This is a genomic window from Saccharothrix sp. DSM 118769 (assembly GCF_052936295.1).
The window spans coordinates 2,183,144-2,203,943 of sequence record NZ_CP193627.1 but is presented as its reverse complement, the minus strand read 5'-3'; the positions used below and the strand labels follow the sequence as shown (position 1 = coordinate 2,203,943).

Annotated in this window: 15 protein-coding genes; 6 read left to right on the top strand and 9 right to left on the bottom strand. The window is 72.8% G+C overall.

Translation table 11 applies throughout. The features are described 5' to 3' along the window. Position 1: 1 nt before the first annotated feature. Positions 2-784 carry a WecB/TagA/CpsF family glycosyltransferase gene (locus tag ACRAKJ_RS10395; RefSeq protein ID WP_438926700.1) on the bottom strand — a complete coding sequence of 261 codons (783 nt, stop codon included), beginning with the start codon at positions 782-784 and terminating at the stop codon, positions 2-4. Positions 785-881: 97 nt separating this feature from the next. Between ACRAKJ_RS10395 and ACRAKJ_RS10390 the strand changes: the two genes are divergently transcribed. Then, positions 882-2,096 (top strand): MFS transporter, encoded by a 1,215-nt coding sequence (locus ACRAKJ_RS10390; protein WP_438926701.1) that lies wholly within the window; start codon positions 882-884, stop codon positions 2,094-2,096. Positions 2,097-2,270: 174 nt separating this feature from the next. Here ACRAKJ_RS10390 and ACRAKJ_RS10385 read toward each other — a convergent pair whose 3' ends face one another. The 3 genes from ACRAKJ_RS10385 to ACRAKJ_RS10375 form a co-directional block, all read right to left on the bottom strand. Continuing rightward, the gene (locus ACRAKJ_RS10385; protein WP_447008921.1) at positions 2,271-3,593 is read right to left on the bottom strand and encodes a cytochrome D1 domain-containing protein; all 1,323 of its coding nucleotides are present in this window, start codon (positions 3,591-3,593) and stop codon (positions 2,271-2,273) included. 70 nt (positions 3,594-3,663) lie between these two features. Next, complete coding sequence (locus ACRAKJ_RS10380; protein ID WP_438926622.1) at positions 3,664-4,923, bottom strand: hypothetical protein; 1,260 nt, start codon at positions 4,921-4,923, stop codon at positions 3,664-3,666. 17 nt (positions 4,924-4,940) lie between these two features. Then, positions 4,941-5,801 (bottom strand): glycosyltransferase, encoded by an 861-nt coding sequence (locus ACRAKJ_RS10375; RefSeq protein WP_438926623.1) that lies wholly within the window; start codon positions 5,799-5,801, stop codon positions 4,941-4,943. Positions 5,802-5,884: 83 nt separating this feature from the next. On the opposite strand from ACRAKJ_RS10375, the gene ACRAKJ_RS10370 reads away from it, so the two are divergent. Genes ACRAKJ_RS10370 through ACRAKJ_RS10360 form a run of 3 tightly spaced genes read left to right on the top strand, consistent with a single transcriptional unit; the run spans position 5,885 to position 9,575 of the window. Next, a complete protein-coding gene (locus tag ACRAKJ_RS10370) occupies positions 5,885-6,934 on the top strand; it encodes a glycosyltransferase (RefSeq protein ID WP_438926624.1) in 1,050 nt (349 codons plus the stop codon). Then, entirely contained in the window at positions 6,919-8,361 is a 1,443-nt protein-coding gene (locus tag ACRAKJ_RS10365) for an oligosaccharide flippase family protein (RefSeq protein ID WP_438926625.1), read from the top strand. The genes ACRAKJ_RS10370 and ACRAKJ_RS10365 overlap by 16 nt, the downstream gene beginning before the upstream one ends. Beyond that, positions 8,358-9,575 (top strand): rhamnosyltransferase WsaF family glycosyltransferase, encoded by a 1,218-nt coding sequence (locus ACRAKJ_RS10360; protein ID WP_438926626.1) that lies wholly within the window; start codon positions 8,358-8,360, stop codon positions 9,573-9,575. The genes ACRAKJ_RS10365 and ACRAKJ_RS10360 overlap by 4 nt, the downstream gene beginning before the upstream one ends. An 8-nt stretch (positions 9,576-9,583) precedes the next feature. Here the strand turns inward: ACRAKJ_RS10360 and ACRAKJ_RS10355 are convergent, their stop codons facing one another. Beyond that, positions 9,584-10,516 carry a hypothetical protein gene (locus tag ACRAKJ_RS10355; protein ID WP_438926627.1) on the bottom strand — a complete coding sequence of 311 codons (933 nt, stop codon included), beginning with the start codon at positions 10,514-10,516 and terminating at the stop codon, positions 9,584-9,586. A 107-nt stretch (positions 10,517-10,623) separates the two neighbouring features. On the opposite strand from ACRAKJ_RS10355, the gene ACRAKJ_RS10350 reads away from it, so the two are divergent. Both ACRAKJ_RS10350 and ACRAKJ_RS10345 read left to right on the top strand, forming a co-directional pair. Further along, entirely contained in the window at positions 10,624-11,808 is a 1,185-nt protein-coding gene (locus ACRAKJ_RS10350) for a hypothetical protein (RefSeq protein ID WP_438926628.1), read from the top strand. 1 nt (position 11,809) lies between these two features. Then, positions 11,810-13,135: an O-antigen ligase family protein gene (locus tag ACRAKJ_RS10345; protein WP_438926629.1), complete on the top strand. Its 1,326-nt coding sequence runs from the start codon at positions 11,810-11,812 to the stop codon at positions 13,133-13,135. Between the two features lie 259 nt (positions 13,136-13,394). Here ACRAKJ_RS10345 and ACRAKJ_RS10340 read toward each other — a convergent pair whose 3' ends face one another. From ACRAKJ_RS10340 to ACRAKJ_RS10325, 4 genes are read right to left on the bottom strand one after another with little or no spacing between them, the layout of a single operon-like run. Further along, positions 13,395-13,952 carry an acyltransferase gene (locus ACRAKJ_RS10340; protein WP_438922557.1) on the bottom strand — a complete coding sequence of 186 codons (558 nt, stop codon included), beginning with the start codon at positions 13,950-13,952 and terminating at the stop codon, positions 13,395-13,397. Continuing rightward, positions 13,949-15,040 carry an aminotransferase class I/II-fold pyridoxal phosphate-dependent enzyme gene (locus ACRAKJ_RS10335; RefSeq protein ID WP_438922560.1) on the bottom strand — a complete coding sequence of 364 codons (1,092 nt, stop codon included), beginning with the start codon at positions 15,038-15,040 and terminating at the stop codon, positions 13,949-13,951. Before ACRAKJ_RS10335 ends, ACRAKJ_RS10340 begins: the two co-directional genes overlap by 4 nt. Next, positions 15,040-15,699 carry a NeuD/PglB/VioB family sugar acetyltransferase gene (locus ACRAKJ_RS10330; protein ID WP_438922556.1) on the bottom strand — a complete coding sequence of 220 codons (660 nt, stop codon included), beginning with the start codon at positions 15,697-15,699 and terminating at the stop codon, positions 15,040-15,042. Before ACRAKJ_RS10330 ends, ACRAKJ_RS10335 begins: the two co-directional genes overlap by 1 nt. Next, positions 15,696-20,543 carry a DUF4082 domain-containing protein gene (locus ACRAKJ_RS10325; RefSeq protein WP_438922555.1) on the bottom strand — a complete coding sequence of 1,616 codons (4,848 nt, stop codon included), beginning with the start codon at positions 20,541-20,543 and terminating at the stop codon, positions 15,696-15,698. Before ACRAKJ_RS10325 ends, ACRAKJ_RS10330 begins: the two co-directional genes overlap by 4 nt. Positions 20,544-20,800: the final 257 nt, after the last annotated feature.

The window sequence follows — 20,800 nt, the reverse complement described above, 5'->3', positions numbered from 1 at the left end:
TCTACTCCCCCGTGCGGCGGAAACGGGTGCGCAGCGCGCCCCCGAGGAGGCGGAACGCGAACGGGAGGTCGTCGCGCAGGTAGCGCTTGGCGAGCCGGCGCGGTTCGAGGGCGAGGCGGTGCACCCACTCCGCACCGACCTTCTGCACCACGCCGGGGGCGCGCGCGAACTCGCCCGCGGCCATCGGGATGCCCGCGCCGCAGCCGAGGAACCAGGCGTGCGGCAGCTCGGCGCGCAAGACCTTGATCAGGTTCTCCTGCTTGGGGAAGCCCAGGCCGACCATCACCAGGTCCGGTTTGGCCTCCACGACCTTCGCGACGGCCTCGGCGGTCAGCGCCGCGTCCCGGTCGAACCCGAAGGGCGGCGAGTCCGTGCCCGCGACGCGCAACCCGGGGAACCTGCCGGTCAGCACCTCGGCGGCCTTCTCCGGGACGCCGGGGTTGCCGCCCAGCAGGTAGACCGAGCGGCCCTCGCGCGCGGCGGCCCCGGCGAGGGTGAACACCAGCGACGAGCCGGTGACGCGTTCGGGCACGGGCACCCCGGCGAGGCGGCCGGCCCACACCACGGGCATCCCGTCCGCGACGACGACCTCGGACTCGGCGATCAGCGCGGCCAGCTCGGGCCTGCGCGTCGCGGCGCGCACGATGTCCACGTTGGCCGTGACGATCGCGCCGCCCGCGGACCCGCGCCACGCCTCGACCACGTGGTCGGCGAGACCGGATTCGCTGACGGCCCACACGTCGACGGCGCCCACGCGGACGCGGGCCTGCGAGATGTCCGGCATACCCGCGTCATCGGCCGCGGCGGGGACGCCGTTACCGTTGCCGCCGCGGCTGGGCCGATCGCGGTAACGGTCACCGCACGTGACCGATATCGGGGACATGTACGTTGCGTCCAGCCGACCCCCCGAGCGCGCCAGGGGCAAGGTGCCCGGCACGGTGGTGGCCCTCGGGGCGGTGAGCCTGCTGACCGACGTGTCGGCCGAGATGGTCACCGCGTTCATGCCGGTCTACCTGCTGTTCACGCTCAACATGAGCTACGCGCAGTTCGGCGTGCTGGACGGTCTCTACACGGGCGCCACGGCCGTGCTGCGGCTCGTCGGCGGGCTCGTGTCCGACCGCACGCACCGGCACAAGGCGGTGGCCGCGGCCGGTTACGGGCTGTCCGCGGTGACGAAGCTCATCTTCCCGCTCGTCGGCGCGTCCGCGTTCGGCATCGGCGCGACGATGGCCGCCGACCGCGCGGGCAAAGGGCTGCGCACCGCGCCCCGTGACGCGCTGATCTCCCTGGCCACCCCGCCCGACCGGCTCGGCGCGGCGTTCGGCCTGCACCGCAGCATGGACACGGTCGGCGCGCTGCTCGGGCCGCTGGTGACGTTCCTGCTGCTGTACCAGCTGGGCACGGTCGCCGGCCCGGTGTTCGTGGTCAGCGGCTGCTTCGCCGCGATCGGGCTGATCGTGCTGGTGGCGTTCGTGCGGGAGAACCCGCGCCCCGCGGTGACCGGTCCGCGCCCGTCCGTGCGGGCGGGCCTGGCCCTGCTGCGGCAGGCCGGGTACCGGAAGGTGGCCGTCGCGTCGGCCGTGCTGGGGCTGGCGACGCTGTCCGACGCGTTCGTGTTCATCCTCGTGCAGCAGGCGACCGGCGCGCCGCTGCACCTGCTCCCCCTGCTGCCGCTGGGCACGGCGCTGGTGTTCCTGCTGGCCGCCGCGCCCGTGGGCCGGCTGGCCGACCGCGTGGGCCGGTGGCCGGTGTTCCTCGGCGGGCACGTGGCGCTGCTGGCCGTCTACGTGCTGCTGCTCGTCCCCGGCACCGGCTACTCCGGGGTGGCCGCGGCCCTGCTGTGCCACGGCCTGTTCTACGCGGCGACGGACGGCGTGCTGTCCGCGCGGGTGGCCGCCCTGGTCCCGGAGTCGCTGCGCGCCTCGGGCCTCTCGGTGGTCCAGACGGGCCAGGCCCTCGCCCGCCTGGTGTCCTCGGTGGCGTTCGGCTTCCTGCTCCAGTACGCCGCCTTCGGCACCGCCGTCCACACCGCGATCGCCGCGCTCCTGCTGTCCGTGGCCGCCGCCTGCTACCTGACCACCACAGCCACCCCCTGACCCCGCGAGAGTCCAACGCTCAGGCCCCGAGAGTCCAACGCCGGGGCCTCGAGAGTCCAACGCCCAGGACCCCTGAGTTCTACGTCCGGAACGTAGAACTCAGGGGTCCTGGAGGTACGACTCTCGGGGCCTGGGCGTTGGACTCTCGGGGCCTGGAGGTTGGACTCTCGGGGGTTAGAGGAGGGTGGTGTGGCCGTGGGTGCGGGACGGGCCGTGGGTGGTGTCGCCCGCGTGGCTCGCCGTGTAGCCGCTCAGGAGGGTGCCCAGGCCGACCAGGAGGGGGACGTTCGCGTCGCACGTCGCGGTGCCCTGGGCGTTCGTCGTCGCGGTGCACAGGGGGTGGCCCTTGATCGTGCGGAACGCGACGGTCCTGCCCACCACCGGCTTGCCGGTGTGCGACTCGGTGAGGGTGGCGTCCAGACCGCGCAGGGTGAAGCCGAGCAGGCGCAGCTGGAGGTGGGCGTGGCCGCCGGCCAGGGACGTCGGCGCGGGCGGCACGGCGTGGACCGCGATGCCGACCGGGTTCAGGCCCACCGCCACGGTGTTGGTGACCGTCAAGGTCGCGGTGTCCAGCACGGACACCGTGCCGCCGCCGAAGTTCGTCACGTAGGCGCGCCCGCCGTCCGGGGTGAGCGCCACGGCGATCGGCCGGTCGCCCACCGGCACGGTGGCGACCGGCGCCATCGCGGCGACGTCCAGCACGGACACGCTGTGGCCCTCGCTGTTGGTCACGTACGCCCGCGCGCCGTCCGGCGAGATCGCCACGCCGTGCGGGATGAAGCTCACCGGGATCGTCCCCAGCACCGCGTTCGACGCGGTGCCCACGACGGCCACGTTGTTCGAGAACTTGTTGACCACCAGCAGCTTCGCGCCGTCCGGCGTGACCGCCACGGCGGTCGGCGTGTTGCCGGTGGCGATGTCCGCGACCTCGGTGTTGGTCGCGGTGTCCACCACGGACACCGTGCCGGCGCCGACCACGTCGTGCGCCACGTACAGCCGCGACCCGTCCGGGGTGATCGCCACGCCGTCCGCGTTCGCGCCCACCGGGATCGTCTCGGTCGTGGTCAGCGTCGCCGCGTCCACCACGGACACGGTGCCCGCCGAGTAGTTCGACACGTACACGTGGCCGCCGTCCGGCGACACCACGACACCGGCCGGGCCGTCGCCGACCGGCACCGCCGCGTCCACCGTGTTCGTCGGCGTGTCGATGACCGTCAGCGTGTCGTCGCGGACGTTGGTCACGTACCCCCGCGCGCCGTCGAACGCGACGCCGACTCCGTAGGGCGACCCGCTGGTGCCGTCACCGAGGGTGCTGGTGACGGTGTCGGTGGCGGTGTCCAGCACGGACACCCCGCCGCCGTTGTTGGCCACGTAGCCGAGCACGCGGGCCGGGGCGGCCGAGGCCGTCGCGGAGGGCACCAGCAGCAGCGCGGCGACCAGCGCGGACGCGCCGGTCGCCGCCACCACGCGGGTGTGGGAAGAGGGTCTGGTCAGCACTGCCGGCCTCCGAGCGTCGACGGGCCCCGACACTGCCCTGATCGCTGCGCGCGGTTGAGCCGTTAGCCGGTCAGAACCGGTACACGTGGACCGAGTACGGTCCGAAGTCGTCGACGATCCGCCCGTCCACGATGGGCACGGTCCGGTCCTCGCCCTCCACGGTCGCCGTGCCGGAGGCCACCGGCACGATCAACTGCACCTTCGCCGCGCGGCTCTTCGGGTTGTCCTTGTTCCCGTCGGTCTGCGCCAGCACCCACCGCTGGTCACCGACCTGCTTGTGCAGGACCGCCACCGGGATGCCGTTGTCGCTCCTGGCCGTGACGCCGGGCAGGTTGGGCGCGTTGAGCACCGGCGCGAGCGACTTGAGCCGGGCGTTGACGGCCGCCGCGCGGGCGGTGATCTCGGGCCGGGTCAGGATGCTGGAGTACTCGCCCTTGCCCTCGGTGTAGAAGCTGTGCGCGAAGTAGTTGAGGCCGGTCGCGCCGTGCAGGACGGTGTTCCAGACCGCCGACTCCATCTGATCGGCGTCGATGATCTCGCCGTGCGTGTGCGGGTGGCCGGTCTCGACGAACCCGTACAGCGGCTTGTCCGGCCCGCACCACTTGCGCATGGTGTCGATGACCTCGCCGTAGGCGTACGCGCCGACGGTGTGGTTGCGGTCCGGGTGCGTCCACGCGTAGTAGTCGGCCGAGGCGATGTCGGCGGCCGAGCAGTACTTGCGCATGTCGGCCTCGTACGACTCCTCGACGTAGCCGTAGCCGATCTCACCGGTGGGCGTGCCCATCCACGGGCTGAAGTTGATGTACGTGGGCCGCGTCGGGTCCTTCGCGCGCACGGCGTCGGCGGCCTTGAGGATCGCCGAGGGCTGCATGTCCGGGTTGAACACGTCGCCGTAGACCTTGTTCATGTCCGGTTCGTCGGACACCAGGTAGCCGACGTAGTTGCGCGCGTGCGCGGTGTCGGCGAGCACGGCGTCCGCCCGCGTCGGGTCCACGTAGACCCGCCAGTCGGTCTCGTAGAGGCCCTCCTGGCGCAGCCACCACCACTCGTCCTCCCACAGCCCGATGCCGAAGTCGACGCCGATCCGCGGGTAGGCGCGGCCGAGCTTCTCGTCGTTCTCCACGCCGGAGGGGTCCTGCATCCAGACGTTGATCGGGAAGACGTTCGGGTCGGCGGTGGGGTTGGGGCCGTTGGCCCACTGCTTGTAGTAGTCGACGGAGGGGACGACGACGGGCGGGGGCGCGGTCGGGTCGGGCGGGACCTGGGCCCGCGCGGTGCACCCGGCGGCGAGCAGCAGGAGGACCGCCAGGGCGGCACGGGGTCTGGCCATGATCGTCACGGTCCTCTTCAACTCGGGGTCCGGGTCCGGCCGCGCGCGGCCAGCACCTGCTTGGCCTTCTCGAAACCGCCGGGGCCGAGGAGCCGCTGCGCGGCCGTCTTGGCCACGAATCTGGCCCCGTCGCGCGCCACCCGCAAGGGATGTCCCACGAACCGGTCACGCGCCACCACCCGACCGGCGGGTTCCGGAACGTCGTCGAGCGCCGCGCCGAACAGCGCCCGGTGCGGCGCCGGGGACACGAGCCTTCCTCGCGTCCGGTTGCTCACGTTGCCGCCGTGCACGACCTGGAGCCAGCCGGGCGCACCGCCCAGCGACACCACCTCGGCGTGCCGGTGCAGCCGGTTGTGCCAGTCCGCCCAGCAGGTCACCGGGTCGGCCCAGCTCTCCCGCACCGAGGCGAACGCGTTGTCCGGGTCGTGGTGCGAGAACAGCCCGCCCGGGCTCTTGACCAGGCCGTTCGCCAGGTAGAGCGCGGTGCGGCGGCCGGTGCTCGGCACCGCCCGGAGCCGCGCCACGAAGTCCGCGGCCAGGCCGTCGTCGTTGTCGAGGTTCGTGGTGATCAGCTCGTCGCCCCTGGTCGGGAACAGCTTGGCCACGTCCTCCAGCAGCTCCTCGCGGCTGACCTGCGTGCGGAACACCGGGGTGTAGGCGTCGCCGTGCGCGGCGATCCGGTCCTTGAGCCACCCGGGGCTCTCCGGGTCGAAGTAGATGAGCCACCGGAAGTCCGGGCACGTCTGCGCCGCCACCGAGGGCAGGCAGTACCGCTCGAACAGCCCGACGCGCTTGGTCAGCCAGCCCTCCTGCGCCCGCACGACGCTCTCGGCGCCCACGGACGGCAGGTTGAAGCGCGTCAGAACGACGTGGTCCATCGAGAACCCCTTCCCGTATGTCCCGTACATCGGGAATCGGGGTCGGGCGTTAACGATCCGCGACCGATCACGATGTGTAGGTCGTGACTGATCCCTCGACACGACCGACGGTCGACGTCGTCGTCCCCTGCTACAACTACGCGAGGTTCCTCCGGGCCTGCGTCCGGAGCGTCCTCGACCAACCCGGTGTCGACGTCCGGGTGCTGATCATCGACGACACGTCGAGCGACGACACGCCCGAGGTGGTGGCGGAGCTGACGCGGGACCCGCGGGTCGAGGGCCGCAGGCACGAGGTCAACAAGGGGCACATCGCCACCTACAACGAGGGCCTGCTGGAGTGGGCCAAGGCCGACTACACCGTGCTGCTGTCCGCGGACGACCTGCTGGCCCCCGGCGCGCTCGCCCGCGCGGCGGCGGTGTTCGAGGCCAACCCGGCCGTCGGCATGGTGTACGGCCGGGTCGTCTACTACAGCGACCACGACGACCTGCCGTCGGTGGTCTCGCCGCCGGCGGGCACGACCGTGTGGTCCGGTGTGGACTGGATCGAGGCGCGCTGCCGGACCGGCCAGAACGTGCTGTCCTCGCCCGAGGCGGTCGTGCGCACGTCCGTGCAGCAGCGCGTCGGCGGCTACCGGTCCGACCTGCCGCACGCCGGTGACCTGGAGATGTGGATGCGCATCGCGGCCGTCTCCGACATCGGCTACGTGCGGGGCGCGCCCGCCGCCTACTACCGGGTGCACCAGCAGTCGATGATGCGCACGCAGTTCTCCTCGCTGTTCGCCGACCTGGAGCAGCGGCGGGCCGTGTTCGACCTGTTCTTCCGCGAGCACCCGGACCTGCCCCCGCGGCTGAGGTCGCTGGCGGACCGGTCCATCGCCAAGGACGCCCTGTGGCGGGCCGTCCGCGCCTACGACCGCGACCGGTTGGCGGACATCCCGGTGGACGAGCTGGTCGAGTTCGCCCGGCGCGTCTACCCCGACACCCCGCGGCTGGGCGAGTACCGGGCGTTGCGGCGCAGGCGGGCCCTCGGGCCGAAGGTGTGCAGCCGCACGCAGCTGTTCGTCGGCAGCCACCTGGTCAAGCGGGGACGGGGCCTGGTGTCCAAGCAGGTCTGGAAGTGGCGCGGGCAGTGACCGCCGGCCTGGAGCGGAAGGTCACCTCGGCGATCCGCTGGAGCGCGGTCAACAGCCTGGTGCAGCGGTTGGGCCAGGTGGGCGTCGGCGTCCTCGTCGCCCGGCTGGTGGCGCCCGAGCAGTTCGGCGTGTTCGCCGTCGCGCTCGTGGTGATGAACATCGTGATGAGCATCAGCGAGATGGGCGTCAGCGTCGCGCTGGTGCGCACCGAGCGGCCGGTCGAGGAGCTGGCGCCCACGGTGACCACGCTGTCCATCGCCTCCGGCGCGCTGCTGTGCCTGCTGTGCGTGCTCGGCGCGCCGTGGTTCGCGGGCGCCATGGGCACCCCGCAGGCCACCGGCGTGATCCAGCTCATGTCGTTGTCGCTGGTGGTGGCGGGTGTGTCGGCGGTGCCCGGCGCGCTGCTCCAGCGCGAGTTCCGGCAGAACCACAAGTTCGTCGCCGACACGTCGGCGTTCGTCGTGGGCACCTCCGTGACGGTGGTGCTCGCCCTGCTCGGGTTCGGCGCGTGGAGCCTCGCCTGGGCGCGGATCGCCACCAACCTGGTGTCGACCGGCGTCATGTTCGCCTACACCGAGCGCTGGTACCGGCCCGGGTTCGACCCGCGGCAGGCGCGGGAGCTGCTGTCGTTCGGCCTGCCGCTGGCCGGGGCGAGCCTGCTGGTGTTCGGCGTGCTCAACGTCGACCAGATCGTGGTCGGCAGCGTGCTCGGCACCGTGCAGCTCGGCTACTACCTGCTCGCGTTCAACCTGGCGAACTGGCCGGTCGCGGCGTTCTCGCAGCCGGTGCGCAGCGTGTCCCTGGCGGCGTTCTCGCAGGTCAGGGACGACCCGGCGTTGTTCGCGCGGACGTTCGCGCGCGCCCTGCGGCTGCTCGCGCTGGCCACCGTGCCCGCGTGCGTGCTGCTGGCCGTGCTGGCCGACCCGCTGGTGCGGGTCGTCTACGGCGAGCGGTGGGCGCCCGCGGCCCAGGCGCTGGCGATGCTGGTGGCGCTCGGCGCGCTGCGCGTGGCGCTGGAGCTGGGCTACGACTACCTGGCCAGCGCGGGCCGGTCGCGCGCCATCTTCGTCATCCACCTCGTCTGGCTCGTGGCGCTGGTGCCGCTGCTCGTGCTGGGCGCCCACGTCGACGGCATCCGCGGCGTGGCGGTGGCGCAGAGCGTGGTCGTGCTCGTGGTCGTGGTGCCCGCCTACCTGGTGGCGTTCCGGCCCTACGGGCTGCGCGCGGGCGTGCTCGGCGCGGCGGTCGCGCGCCCCCTGCTCGGCGGCCTCGTGATGGTCGCGGTCGCGCTCGGCGTGGAGCGCCTGGTCGAGGCACCCCTGTGGCGGCTCCTGGTGAGCGGTGCGCTCGCGTCGCTGGCCTACGCCGCCGTCGTCTTCCCCCTGCGCCACGAGGTGCTGGGGCTGCTGAAGAGGAGCAACGCGTGAGGGTCGTCCGGCAGTTGCAGCGACGAGCGCACCAGGTCTCGCACATCGTGCGCGACGGGGGCGTGCGTCAGCTCGGTGCTCGTGCCCTGGTGCGCGCGGCGCGGCGGTTCGGCGCGGACAGCGAGGTGTTCCCGGTGCGCCTGGAGGACGTGCGGGCGGCGGACATCTCCGCGCGCCGGCCCGTCGAGGTGCCGCCCGTGCCCGCCGACGGGGCGTTGACGGTCAACTGGGTGAGCACGCCGCCGTCGCCGGGGTCCGGCGGGCACACGACGATGTTCCGGCTGGTCGAGCACCTCCAGTCGCTCGGCCACACCAACCGGCTGTACCTGTACGACGTCTACGGCAGCCGCGCCGCGGACCACGAGCGGGTCATCCGGTCGGCGTTCCCCGGGTTCCGCGGCACGGTGCACGACGTCACCGGGGGCATGGCCGACGCGCACGCCGTGTTCGCCACCGCGTGGATGACGGCCTACCCGGTGTTCAACGACCCGTGCGCCGGGAAGCGGTTCTACCTGGTGCAGGACTACGAGCCGTGGTTCTTCCCGGTCGGCGGCCTGTCCGCGCTGGCCGACAACACCTACCGGATGGGCTTCCACGGGTTCACCGCGGGCCGCTACCTGGCGGACAAGCTGCGGACCGAGGTGGGGATGCCCGCCGACTTCTTCGACTTCGGCTGCGACGCCGACCGCTACCACCTGCGCGAGGGCGTCCGCCGGGACGGCGTGGTGTTCTACGCGCGGCGGCTGGCGCCCCGGCGGGCGATCGAGGTCGGGTTGCTGGCGCTGGAGGTCTTCGCGGAGCGGCACCCCGACGTGAAGATCCACACCTACGGGGAGAAGATCGGCTCGCTCGGCCCGAACCACGTCGACCACGGCCTCGTCTCGCCGGACGCGTTGAACGACATCTACAACCGGTGCTACGCCGGTCTCACGCTGTCGATGACGAACGTGTCGCTGGTGCCGCACGAGATGCTGGCGGCGGGCTGCGTGCCGGTCGTGAACGACGCCGCGCACAACCGCGTGGTGCTGGACAACGACCACGTCCGCTACGCCCCCGCGACCCCGCACGACCTGGCGCGCGCGCTGTCCGACGTGGTCGGCCTGCCCGACTTCGCCTCGGTGGCCCGCACCGCCTCCGCCAGCGTGTCGAGCCGCTCGTGGGACGCGGCGGGGCACGAGCTGGAGAAGGTCCTGCGCCGCGAGCTGCTGGTGTGACCGGCGGTTCAGGCCGGGGACGGCGAGGTGGCGTCCGGCACGAGGACCTCGGCGGGCGCCGCGCCGTCGGCGGCCACCAGGTGGACGGCGGCCCGCTGCGCGTCCTTCGGCACGGCGGCGAACGCCAGGCGGTCGGCGCCCAGCCAGGTGGCCTGGTCGTCGACGCCCGCGGTGCCGGGGAGGCGCACCTCGGTGCCGGTGGCGAGGTCCAGGACGGCGAGGTCCCAGGGGCCCAGGCGGCCGATGCGCTTCTTGTAGGCGACCTTGGTGCCGTCCGGGGACAGCGACGGGCACTCGGCGTCGCGGCGCAGCGACCGCACGCGGCGGTCCACCAGGTCGCCCCGCACCAGCCAGGTCAGGCCGCCGGACGCGAGGGTCGCGTAGAACGTCCGGTCGTCCGCGCCCACCGTCAGGCCCCAGTAGTTGACGTCCTGCGCCGAGTGCGGCTGTCCCTCGACCTCCGCCGCGAAGCCCTCCAGGGACTCCACGACCTCGCCGCTGCGCACGTCGAAGAACCCGGTGCGGGTGGAGAAGCCGCCCGGCACCGAGTACGAGTCGCCCGTCACGAACGACGTCCACGACACGACCTGACCGGACGCGGACACCTTGGCGCGGCTCGGGATGCCGGGCAGCGGCACGGTCCGCAGCACGACCCCGTCCCGGCTGATCTCCGCCGCGTAGGTGGGGCCGGGGCCGGCGAGCGCGAGGCACACCTCCGTGCCGCCCGCGCGGTAGAACCGCTGGCACGTCAGGTCGGTCGCCGACCGCGCCGCCGGGTCGGCCAGGCTGAGCTGCTCGACCCGCGACCGGCCGTCGGCCAGCTCCACGTACAGCAGGTCGGGGCTGCGGGCGCCCTCCGCGGCGGCCACCGGCCGGTCCTCGCGGGCCACCGCCGTCAGGTAGACCGCACCGGCCACGACGACCAGTACGATGGCGGTCACGGCGAGCACGGTGCGGCGCGGGGCCAAATCATCACCACCTGTAACGGAAAGCCGCGAGTCGGCCGATTTCAGGGTAACAACACCTTGCGCACCTCTACGCGGGGTAAATGCGGATCGGGGAGCGGATGGACTTCTGGGGCGCGCTGCGTGTGCTGCGGCGGCGGTGGTACATCGCCCTGCCGTCGGCGCTCCTGGCCGTGGGCCTCGCGGCGGGTGTGTTCGTGTCGATCCCGACCCGCTACGAGTCCACCGGTGTGATGGTGTTCACCTCGCCGTCGGCGGGGGGCACGTTCAACCAGAACGTCTCGCCCGAGGAAGCGGTGAAGATCAACCCGCTGCTGGCGTTCGACGGCAGCCTCTCGACCACGTCGCAGATCATCGCGCAGATCCTGGCCGACCCGAAGACGCGCGAGGGGCTCGGCATCACCGCGAGCTCGACGGCGAACTTCACCGCCGCCGGCGGCGGGGTCAACGGCCCGTTCATGTTCGTGGTGACCGACGCCGAGTCGCCGGACGAGGCGGAGAAGCTCGTCACCACGGTGCTGGACTTCGCGCACAAGGAGCTGGCGGACCAGCAGCGCAAGCTCAACGCGCCGGAGTCGACGTTCATCACCTCGCAGGTGATCGTGAACCCGACCACCGCGGAGGCGCAGATCGGCGGCAAGGTCCGGTACGCGGGCGCGGCGTTCGTGCTGCTGATGCTGTTCACGCTGGCGGCCACGTTCGCCTCGGACAGCGTCATGGGCAAGCTCAAGCGCCGCCGCGAGGCGGCCGGGGGCGGTGGCGGGGCCGACGACGGGCCGGACGACGGACCCGACGAGGGACCGGACGACGGGCCGGACGGCGGACCGGGGACGCCCGCCGCGGCGCCCACCACGCCCGCCACGCCGTCGGACTTCCGCCCGGACAACCCGCGGCCGCACGAGGAAGTCCCGCAGAACGGCCCCAGGCCGCCGCTGAACGGCCCGCCGCGCCGTCCCGAGCAGGCGCACGCCCCGCACCTCCCCCCGGCGCAGGGGACCGCACCGCGCCCGCCCGTGCGCAGGCCCCCCACGGCCAGCGAGCAGACGGTCAAGGTGCAGGCGCCCGTCCAGGCCCCCGGGCAGGTGCACGGGCAGGCCCTCGCGCCGCCGCCCGCGAAGCCCCAGCCGCCCGTGAAGCCCCAGCCGACGGCGAGCGAGCGGACCGTGAAGATCTCCGCCGTGGGCGTCCCGGACGGTGCGAAGCCGCCGAACGGCGTGGCACCGCCGAACGGCGGCACCGCGTGGCCCACGCGCGAAGACTCACCGTGAGATGACCGCCCTCACCCGCGTGCGCCAACGCGCGGACGGCGCCACGCTCGTCTGCCTCTACCTGCTCGCCCTGCTGGTGGTGCCGGCGCGGCTGGTGCTGTCGTTCGTGCCGATGACCCTGCCGCCCGCCCTGGTGGTGGCGCTGCTGCTGGGCGTGCTGTGGCTGTCCGCGCAGATGGTCGACACCCTCGGCATGGGCAAGGGCCGCAACGCCCTGCGCACCGCCGTCGCGGTCTACCTGGCCATGCACCTGGCCACCTACGCGGTCGCCACGCGCCGCTGGATGCCCACCGACGAGCTGACCGTCGCCGACAGCAGCATGGTGCGGATCGTGGCGACCATCAGCGTGGCCATCTTCGCCTGCGACGCCATCCGCACCCGCGAGCGCCTGGACCGGGTGCTCAAGCTGGTGCTGGCCTGCTCCGGCATGATCGCGTTCGTGGGGCTCGTGCAGTTCGGCGCGGGCGTCGACCTCGCGTCCTACGTGGGCCTGCCCGGCCTGCGGGTGCAGGAGAACGCGTACTCGGCGATGGAGAGCCGGTCGATCTTCCGCCGGCCCACCGGCACCACCAACCACCCCATCGAGTTCGGCCTGGTGTGCGCGATGGCGGTGCCGCTGGGCGTGCACTACGTGTTCCACGCGCGCGACCAAGGCGAGCCGCAGCTGCGCTGGTGGTTCTGCCTGGCGCTGGTGGGCCTGGGCGCGCTGACCGCCCTGTCGCGCACCGCGATCCTGGGCATGGCGGTGTCGGGCATCGTGCTGGTGGCCACGCTGCCGCGCGAGCGCAAGATGACCGTGGCCGTGCTGGGGCTGGGCTTCTTCCTCGGCGCGAGCCTCGTCGTGCCCGGCCTGTTCGGCACGCTGCGCGGCATGTTCGCCAACATCGAGGACGACCCGAGCGTGAAGGCCCGCACCGCGGACTACGAGGCGGCGGCCGACCAGATCGACCTGCACCCGCTGCTGGGGCGCGGCTTCGGCACGTTCCTGCCGACGAAGTACACGATCCTGGACAACCAGTTCCTGCTGACCATCATCGAGAACGGCTACCTGGGGCTGTTCGCGCTGATCGGCATGTTCCTGGCGGCCTGCTACGCGGCGGTCCGCACCCGGTACCTGACCCGGGACGACGGCCTGCGCGGCCTGGCGAGCTGCCTGCTGGCGGCGGTGCTGGTGGGCGGGATCGCGTCGGTGACGTTCGACCTGCTGAGCTTCGGCGTGGCGACCGGCATGGTGTTCACCATGATCGGCCTGTCCGGCGCGGCCCTGCGCATCGCCCAGGCGGAGCGGGCGGGCGACCGCCCGGAGGGCCCGTTCCTCGACACCTGAGCACCGTCACCCGGGCACGTCCGCCCGAGGGGTGCCCCCGCCGACCCGCGTCCGCGCGGACGCGGGTCGGCGGGGGCGGCCGGCGCCTTCTGCTTGATCGTCAGCAGCAGCCAGGTGCCGAACGGCACCTGGCTCTTCTCACCCTCGTCGTCCTCGAAGACGACCTTGCCGGTGACCTTGCCCACGGGTTCTCCTCTGTCGGCGGACACCCGTACACCCGCGAACGGCCGCCGGCGTTGCACCGGCGGCGCGTCGCGGCTCAGGCCCGGGTGAGGCCCTTGTCGTCCTCGGCGTAGCGGTCGCCGCAGTCGGGGCACGTCAGCGACGCGTCCAGGCGCTGCCCGCAGGCGCACACCCAGCCCTTGTGGCGGGCCGGGTTGCCGGCGACGAACGCGTGCGCCGGCACGTCCTTCGTCACCACGGACCCGGCCGCCGCGAAGGCGTGCTCGCCGATCTCGACGCCGCACACCACGACGGTGCCCGCGCCGAGCGTCGCGCCCCGCCGCACCAGCGTGGTCAGCAGCTCGTCGCCGCCCCGCTTGATCGCCGCGCGCGGGCGCAGGTCGTTGGTGAACAGCACGTTGGGGCCGAGGAACACCTCGTCCTCGCACGTCACGCCGTCGTACACGAGGGTGCCGTTCTTCACCGTCACCCGGTCGCCCAGCACGGCGCGGCCCTCCACGAAGGCACCGTCGCAGATGTTGCAGTCGCGGCCGACGCGGGCGCCCGGCAGCACGTGCGCGAACGCCCACACGCGCGTGCCGTCGCCCACCTCGTCGCTCTCGCACAACCCCTTGGGGTGGACGAAGACGTTCACCGCACGGCCTCCGCCAGCGCCTCGACGACCCGCTCCTGCTGGGCGGGCGTGATCTCCGGGAACAGCGGCAGCGACAGGATCTCCCCCGCCGCGGCCTCGGCCACCGGGAAGTCGCCGGGCGCGTGGCCCAGGTTCTCGAACGCGCCGGTCAGGTGGACCGGGGTCGGGTAGTGGATGCCCGCGCCGACGCCCGCCGCGTGCAGGGCCTTGAGCACCCGGTCGCGCTCGGCGACGCGCACCACGTACAGGTGCCACACGGGCAGGTTGCCGTCCAGCACGACGGGCGTGGTCACGCCGTCCACGCCGGCCAGCAGCCCGGTGTACCGGTCGGCGGCGGCGCGGCGGGCCGCGTTCCAGCCCTCCAGGCGGCGCAGCTTCGCGGACAGCACCACGGCCTGGAGCGTGTCGAGGCGGCTGTTGAAGCCGAGCACGGTGTGCTCGTACTTGCGCGGCGACCCATGCTGGCTGAGCAGCCGCACGGCTTCGGCCAACGACGCGGACGAGGTGAGCACGGCCCCGCCGTCGCCGTAGGCGCCGAGGTTCTTGCCGGGGTAGAAGCTGGTCGCGGCGAGGTCGCCGAGACCGCCCACGGGCACGTCGTGCCGCCGCGCGCCCTGCGCCTGCGCCGCGTCCTCGACGATCGGCACGCCGAACGCCCTCAGCTCCTCCACCGGGGCGGCCTGGCCGTACAGGTGCACCGGCAGCAGCGCCTTGGTGCGCGGCGACAGCGCGTCGGCCACCAGCGAGGTGTCGAGGAGCCCGGTGTCGGCCGCGCAGTCCACGAGCACCGGCGTGGCACCGGTCCGGGCGACCGCCTCGGCGGTGGCGATGAACGTGTTGGCGGGCACGACGCACTCGTCGCCGGGACCCACGTCCAGGGCGCGCAGCGCCAGTTCCAGGGCGTCGGTGCCGTTGCCGACGCCGACGCAGTGGGCGACGCCCTGGTAGGCGGCGAACTCCGCCTCGAAGGCGGCGACCTGCCGCCCCCCGATGAACGCGGTGGTCCTGAGGACCTCCGCCCAGCCCTCGGCGACCTCGTCGGCCACCTGCTCGTGCTGGGCACCCAGGTCGACCAGCGGGATGTCGATCACGAACCGTTCCCCTCTCGCAGCCTCCGGGCGGGGTTCCCCGCCCAGACCTCACCCGCGGGCACGTCCGTGAGCACCACCGAGCCCATGCCCACCACCGCGCCCGCGCCGATCGACACGCCCTCCCGGACCGCCGAGCCCTGTCCGAGGTAGGCGCCCTCACCCACGCGCACCGACCCGCCGAGCGACGCGCGGCCGGCGAACGTGACGCCGTCGCCCACCTCGTCGTCGTGCGTGACCAGCACGTGCGGCATGGCGACGACGTGCGCCCCCAGGCGCAGCGGTGTCGTCACCACCGCTCCGGCGAGCAGGACCGTCCCCGGTCCCACCACCGCGCCGGCGGCCACCGAGGCCGCCGGGTGCACCACGGACGCGTACCGGTCCTCCGGCAGGCCGAGCCGGGCCACCACGCCCAGCCGGCCGCGGGGCCGGTGCGCGTTCGCCACGCACACCAGCACCGCCGCGTCGGTCATCTCGTGCACCAGGTCCGACCCGCCGATGACCGGCAGGCCGTCCAGGTCCGCGCCGCGCCGCGCCGGGTCGTCGTCCAGCGCGCCGACGGGTCGCCACCGCTCCGGGAGGAGGCGGACGGCCGCGAGGACCTCGCGGGCCAGTCCGCCGCCGCCCACCAGCAGCAGGGGTCGTGGTGTCGTGCTCATCCGGTGGTGAACACGACGTCGACCCAGTAGTTGCCGCCCGAGTAGGACTGCTCCGGGAAGCCCGTGCCCGCCTTGAAGAGCCCGTTCGGCGCGCCCTCGACGGAGGCCGGGGCGCTCAGCGGCGGCGCGGTCACCGAGTTGCCCATGAAGTACCCGGTGTCGACCGAGTAGTGGCCGTTCGGGGCGGTGTAGGAGGCCACGTAGCTCGTCCCCGCGTTGACCAGGACCGGTTGGCTGAACACGAGGGTCTGCCAGCCGGTCGCCGTCTCGTTCTGGAACGTGCCGGTCGCCATCACCTGGCCGGTCGCCGACCACAGCGTGCCGGTGTGCGTGCCGGTGTTGCCCGCGCCCTTGAAGAACTTCACGCCGGTGACCGTCCCGTTCGCCGAGGGCACGAACCGCACGCCCAGCTCGAAGGGGTCGCCCTCGTCGGCCGACTGGACCGTCGGCACGGTGGCCGCGCTGAACAGCGAGCACGGGCAGGCGCCCGCGGTCGTCGTGGTGAACGACCAGGTGGTCGGCGCGGCCATCAGGTTGCCGTAGACGTCCGCGATCCGCAGGCTCGCCGTGTACGTCGTCCCGCCGCCCAGGGGCGCGGCCGGCGTCCACGTCACCTGCTGCTGGCTCGCCGACAGGGTCAGCGCGCCCGCGAGCTTCGCGCCGCCGGCGTCGACCAGGGTGAACTGGGCCGAGCCGAGGTCGACCGGTTCGTCGAACGCCGCGGTCAGCGGCGAGGTCCGGGACACCCCGGTGGCGTTCGCCAGCGGCGTGCGCTCGGTGACCACCGGCGGCGTGTTGTCGGTGTTGGGCAGGTAGACGACGTCGACCCAGTAGTTGCCGCCGCCGTAGGAGTTCGTCGGGTGGCCGGTGCCGGAGCGGTAGACGCCGTTGCCGCCGTCGCCCGCGGCCGGCGCGCTCAGCGGCCCGGAGGCCACCGAGTAGCCGCTGAAGTACCCGGCGTCCACCGAGTACCGGCCGGCGGTCGTGGTGTACGAGGCGGTGTAGGTGACGCCCGTCTGCACGTAGACCGGTGCGGCGAAGACCAGCGTCTGCCAGCCGGTCGCCGTCTCGTTCTGGAACGCGCCGGTCGCCATCACCTGACCGGTCGGGGACCACAGGGTGCCGGTGTGGGTGCCGGTGTTGCCCGCGCCCTTGTAGAACTTCACGCCGGTGATCTGGCCACCCGCGGTCGGGGTGAACCGGACGCCCAGCTCGAAGGTGCCGCTGTCGGCCGCCGCCGGGACGGTCGGCACGGTGGCGGGGCTGAACAGCGAGCACGGGCAGATCACCGTCGGGGACGTGGTGAACGACCACGTCACCGGCTCCGGCAGCGGGTTGCCGTTGGCGTCGGCGATCAGCACGCTCGCCGTGTAGCGGGTGTTCGCGACCAGCTTCGCCGACGGCGTCCAGGTGACGGTCCTCTGGTCGCCGGACAGCGACAGCGAGCCGGTGAGCTTCGCGCCGCGCGGGTCGGCCAGGAAGATCTGCGCGGACGCCGGGTCGAGGGCCTCGGTGAACGTCGCGGTGAGCGGGGCGGTCGCGGCCACGCCGGTGGCGTCCACGCCCGGCGACCGGGCGGTCATGGTCGGCGGGGTGGTGTCGCCGTTGAGGCCGTTGCGGTAGACGACGTCGACCCAGTAGTTCGTCGCGTTGTAGGTCGACTCGGGGAACCCGCCGCCCGCGCCGTAGCGGTAGACGCCGTTGGGGCCGTCCACGCCGTCGGCCAGGGCCCGCAGGCCCGCGTAGCTCGCGCCCACGCCGGCGAACCCGCCGGGCGTGACCGAGTAGCGGCCGTTGGGCGCGTAGTACGACACGATGTAGGTGGTGTTCGCCTGCACCTGGACCGGCGAGGCGAACGTCAGCTTCTGCCAGCCGGCGGCGGTCTCGTCCTGGAACGTGCCGGTGGCCATGATCAGGCCGGTGGACGACCACAGGGTGCCGGTGTGCGTGCCGCTGTTGCCCGCGCCCTTGAAGAAGCGGATGCCCAGCACCTCGCCCTTGCCGTTGAAGCGGACCTTGGTGCCCACCTCGATCGGGGTGGTGTCGTCGGCGGTGTACGTGGCGGGCCGGGCGAAGTCGTCCCAGACCGTGCACGGGCAGGTGGCCGGCCGGGTCGCGCCGGTGGTGAACGTCCAGGTCGTCTGCACGGTCTGGTTGCCCGCCGCGTCCTTGACGCGCAGGGCCGCGGTGTAGGAGGTGTTCGGGGTCAGCGGCGCGCTCGGCGTGAACGCGACCGTCTTGTCCCCGTTGGACAGCGCGGTCGAGCCGGACACCGCGCCGCTCGGGCCGGTGACCGTGAACTGCGCGGACCCGGGTGCGATGACCTCGTCGTAGGTGCCGGAGACGGCCGGCGTGAGCGACACCGTGCCCTCGCCGCTGAGCGGGTTGTTCGACACCAGCAGCGGCGCGCGCAGGTCGGGGCCGGGGTCCGGCGCCCACACGACGTCGACCCAGTAGTTGCTGCCCCAGTGCGACTGCGTCGGGAAGCCCGTCGAGCCGAACCGGAACAGGCCGTTGACGCCGTCCACGCCGTTCTTGAGGCCGGTCATCGGCTCCAGGTGGCGCTCCTGCTGGAAGAAGTACTCCAGGTCGTAGGAGTAGTGCCCCTTGGGCGCGAAGTACGACACGACGTAGGTGGTACCGCCGGTGACCGCGACGGGTTGCGCGAACACCAGGGTCTGCCAGCCGGTCACCGTCTCGTCCTGGAACGTGCCGGTCGCCATCACCTGACCGGTGGAGGACCACAGCGTGCCGGTGTGCGTGCCGGTGTTGCCGGGCCCCTTGTAGAACTTCACGCCGCGCACGTAGCCGTCGCTGTTGGCGCGCCACTTCACGCCCAGCTCCAGCGGCGACGGGTCGCCGCTGTCCGCGGTGTCGGGCACGTCGTTGTTCGTGAACAGGCCGCACGGGCAGGTGCGGGCGGTGACGCCCGGGGTGGCGACGACGGGGGTGGACAGGTTGAGCGAGTCGTCGACCGCGCGGACCCGCAGGCTCGCGGGACCGGACTTCCCCGGCGTGTAGGTGTAGCTCCACGAGGTCTGCCCGGCCTGCCACACCGCCGGGTGCCAGCGGGTGCCGCCGTCGGTGGACACCTCGACGCCCGCGACCCGGCCGGCGGCGTCGGCCACCGTGCCGGCGAACGCGTAGGGGGTGCCGACCGACGACACCGGCGGGACGGAGGTGAACGCCACCGTCGGCGCGGCGGCGTCACCGGTGGCGGTCGCCTGCACCAGGCCCGGCTGGAGGGTGGTCGCCTGCACGCCCATGTCGGCCAGGAAGTTGACCGTGGCCTGCTTCATCCGGATGTCGGAGGTCGGCGTGTTGGTGAGGAACGCGTGCTCGTCGTCCACGCCCCACGCCCACTGCACCGTGCCCGCGCCGAACACGAGGGCGCCGCTGGGGTGCTTGTAGTAGGTGATGGCGTGGGTCTTGGTGTCCGGCGTGTAGAGGTCGCCGTGGTTCTGGAGCACGTACGGGCCGTCGTCCATGGTGACCGTGGTGCGCGAGAGCTGCGCCACGCCCGGCGGCTGGAAGCCGTTGTCCTCCACCGAGTTCCACTCGTAGCCGAGGGTGCCCGGCTGGAAGGTGTAGGTGGAGCCGGCGCTCATGTTCTGCAGCGACGTGTGCCGCCACAGCCGCATCTTGCCGTACGCGGCGGGCACCTGGAGGGAGTCCTCGCGGCGGCCGTTGACGGTGAAGATGTTGCCCAGCAGGGCGTTCTCCGGCCGTCCGCCGTCCTGCGCCGGGCTGTAGCGCGGGTCGCGCCAGGTGCCGGTCCAGTCGGCCAGGTTGTCGTTCTGGGTGCCCTTGGTCTCCTTGTAGCAGGCGATCGTGCGCCAGTCGGTCCGGGAGTCGTCGATGGACTTCTCCCACCGGTGCTTCCAGAAGATCTCGTTGCCGGTCAGGAACGCCATGTGCACGCCGGCGTCACGGGCGGCCTCGACGTTGGCGCGCTGCTCGTTGGACCAGTACTCGTCGTGGCCGACGGCCATGAACACCTTGTGGTTCTTGATCAGGTGCCCGCGGCGGGCCGAGTCGGCGTCGGTGGTGTAGCTGACGTCGTACCCGTTGGCCTCCATGAAGCGCAGCATCGGGTACTCGGCGTTGAAGATGAAGTTGTCGTCGCCGTCGCCGCCGGTGTACGGGCGGTTGTAGCTGACCTTGTACGCCTGGCCGCCCTGGCCGGGGCCGTCGCCGAAGTAGAGGCTGTTGCCGCCGTAGCGGTTGTAGGCCACCCAGGTGGAGTCCGAGGTCTGGAACAGGACCTTGGAGGTGCTGGAGTCGTCGCGCACGACGAAGACGATCTCGTTCTCCGCGCCGCTGCCGTCGTCGCGGACGGCCCGCGCGTAGTAGAGGCCGGAGACGGCGTTCGTCGGCACGTTCCAGTGCGCCGACACCTCCCAGTTGCCGCAGTCGATGAGCGCGCTGCCGTCCGTGCCGCGCTTGCACAGCGGCTGGTTCGTCAGCCTGTCGGGGTCGACCCGCTGCTTGAAGCGCGCGCCGACGCCGCCGTAGTAGCCGAGGCGGTAGATGTCGAGGTGGTAGTTCGTGCCGGCGGTCAGCATCTTGAAGTCGACCCGGCCACCGGGGTTGACGCTGATGTCCGTGGTGAAGCCCAGGATCGCCTCGTCGCGGTAGCCGACCTGCCAGTCCGGGGTGCCCGTCAGGGTGTTCTCGCACGCCACCTTGTTGACCACGGGCGCGTCGCACGGCGCGGCGACGGCCTCGGGTGCGCGCAGCACCGAGACGACGACCACCGTCGAGGCCACGAGGGCGGTCACCACCAGTAGTCGCAGCAGGTGCACCGCAAGCGCGGGTCTCGCCCGCGTCGCATCGGCGGTCATGGGAGTTCACCTTTCGGACAAAGCGGCCTGTTCACTGGGCGTGACCGCGTCGGCACTGCCCCGACCAGCGGAGCGCTGTTGCTCCGATCGTCGTGCGAGTCCTGTTACGCGTTACACCACAGGGGAAGCGGACTCACCGCCGAGAACCGGCCCACCTCGGTGGGCGGTCACGGGCAGTAGCCGCTATGCGACACGCCCCGGCGGCGGGCGGTGATGGGCGCCCGCCGCCGGGGGTGTCGTGTGGGTGGTCGTCGACC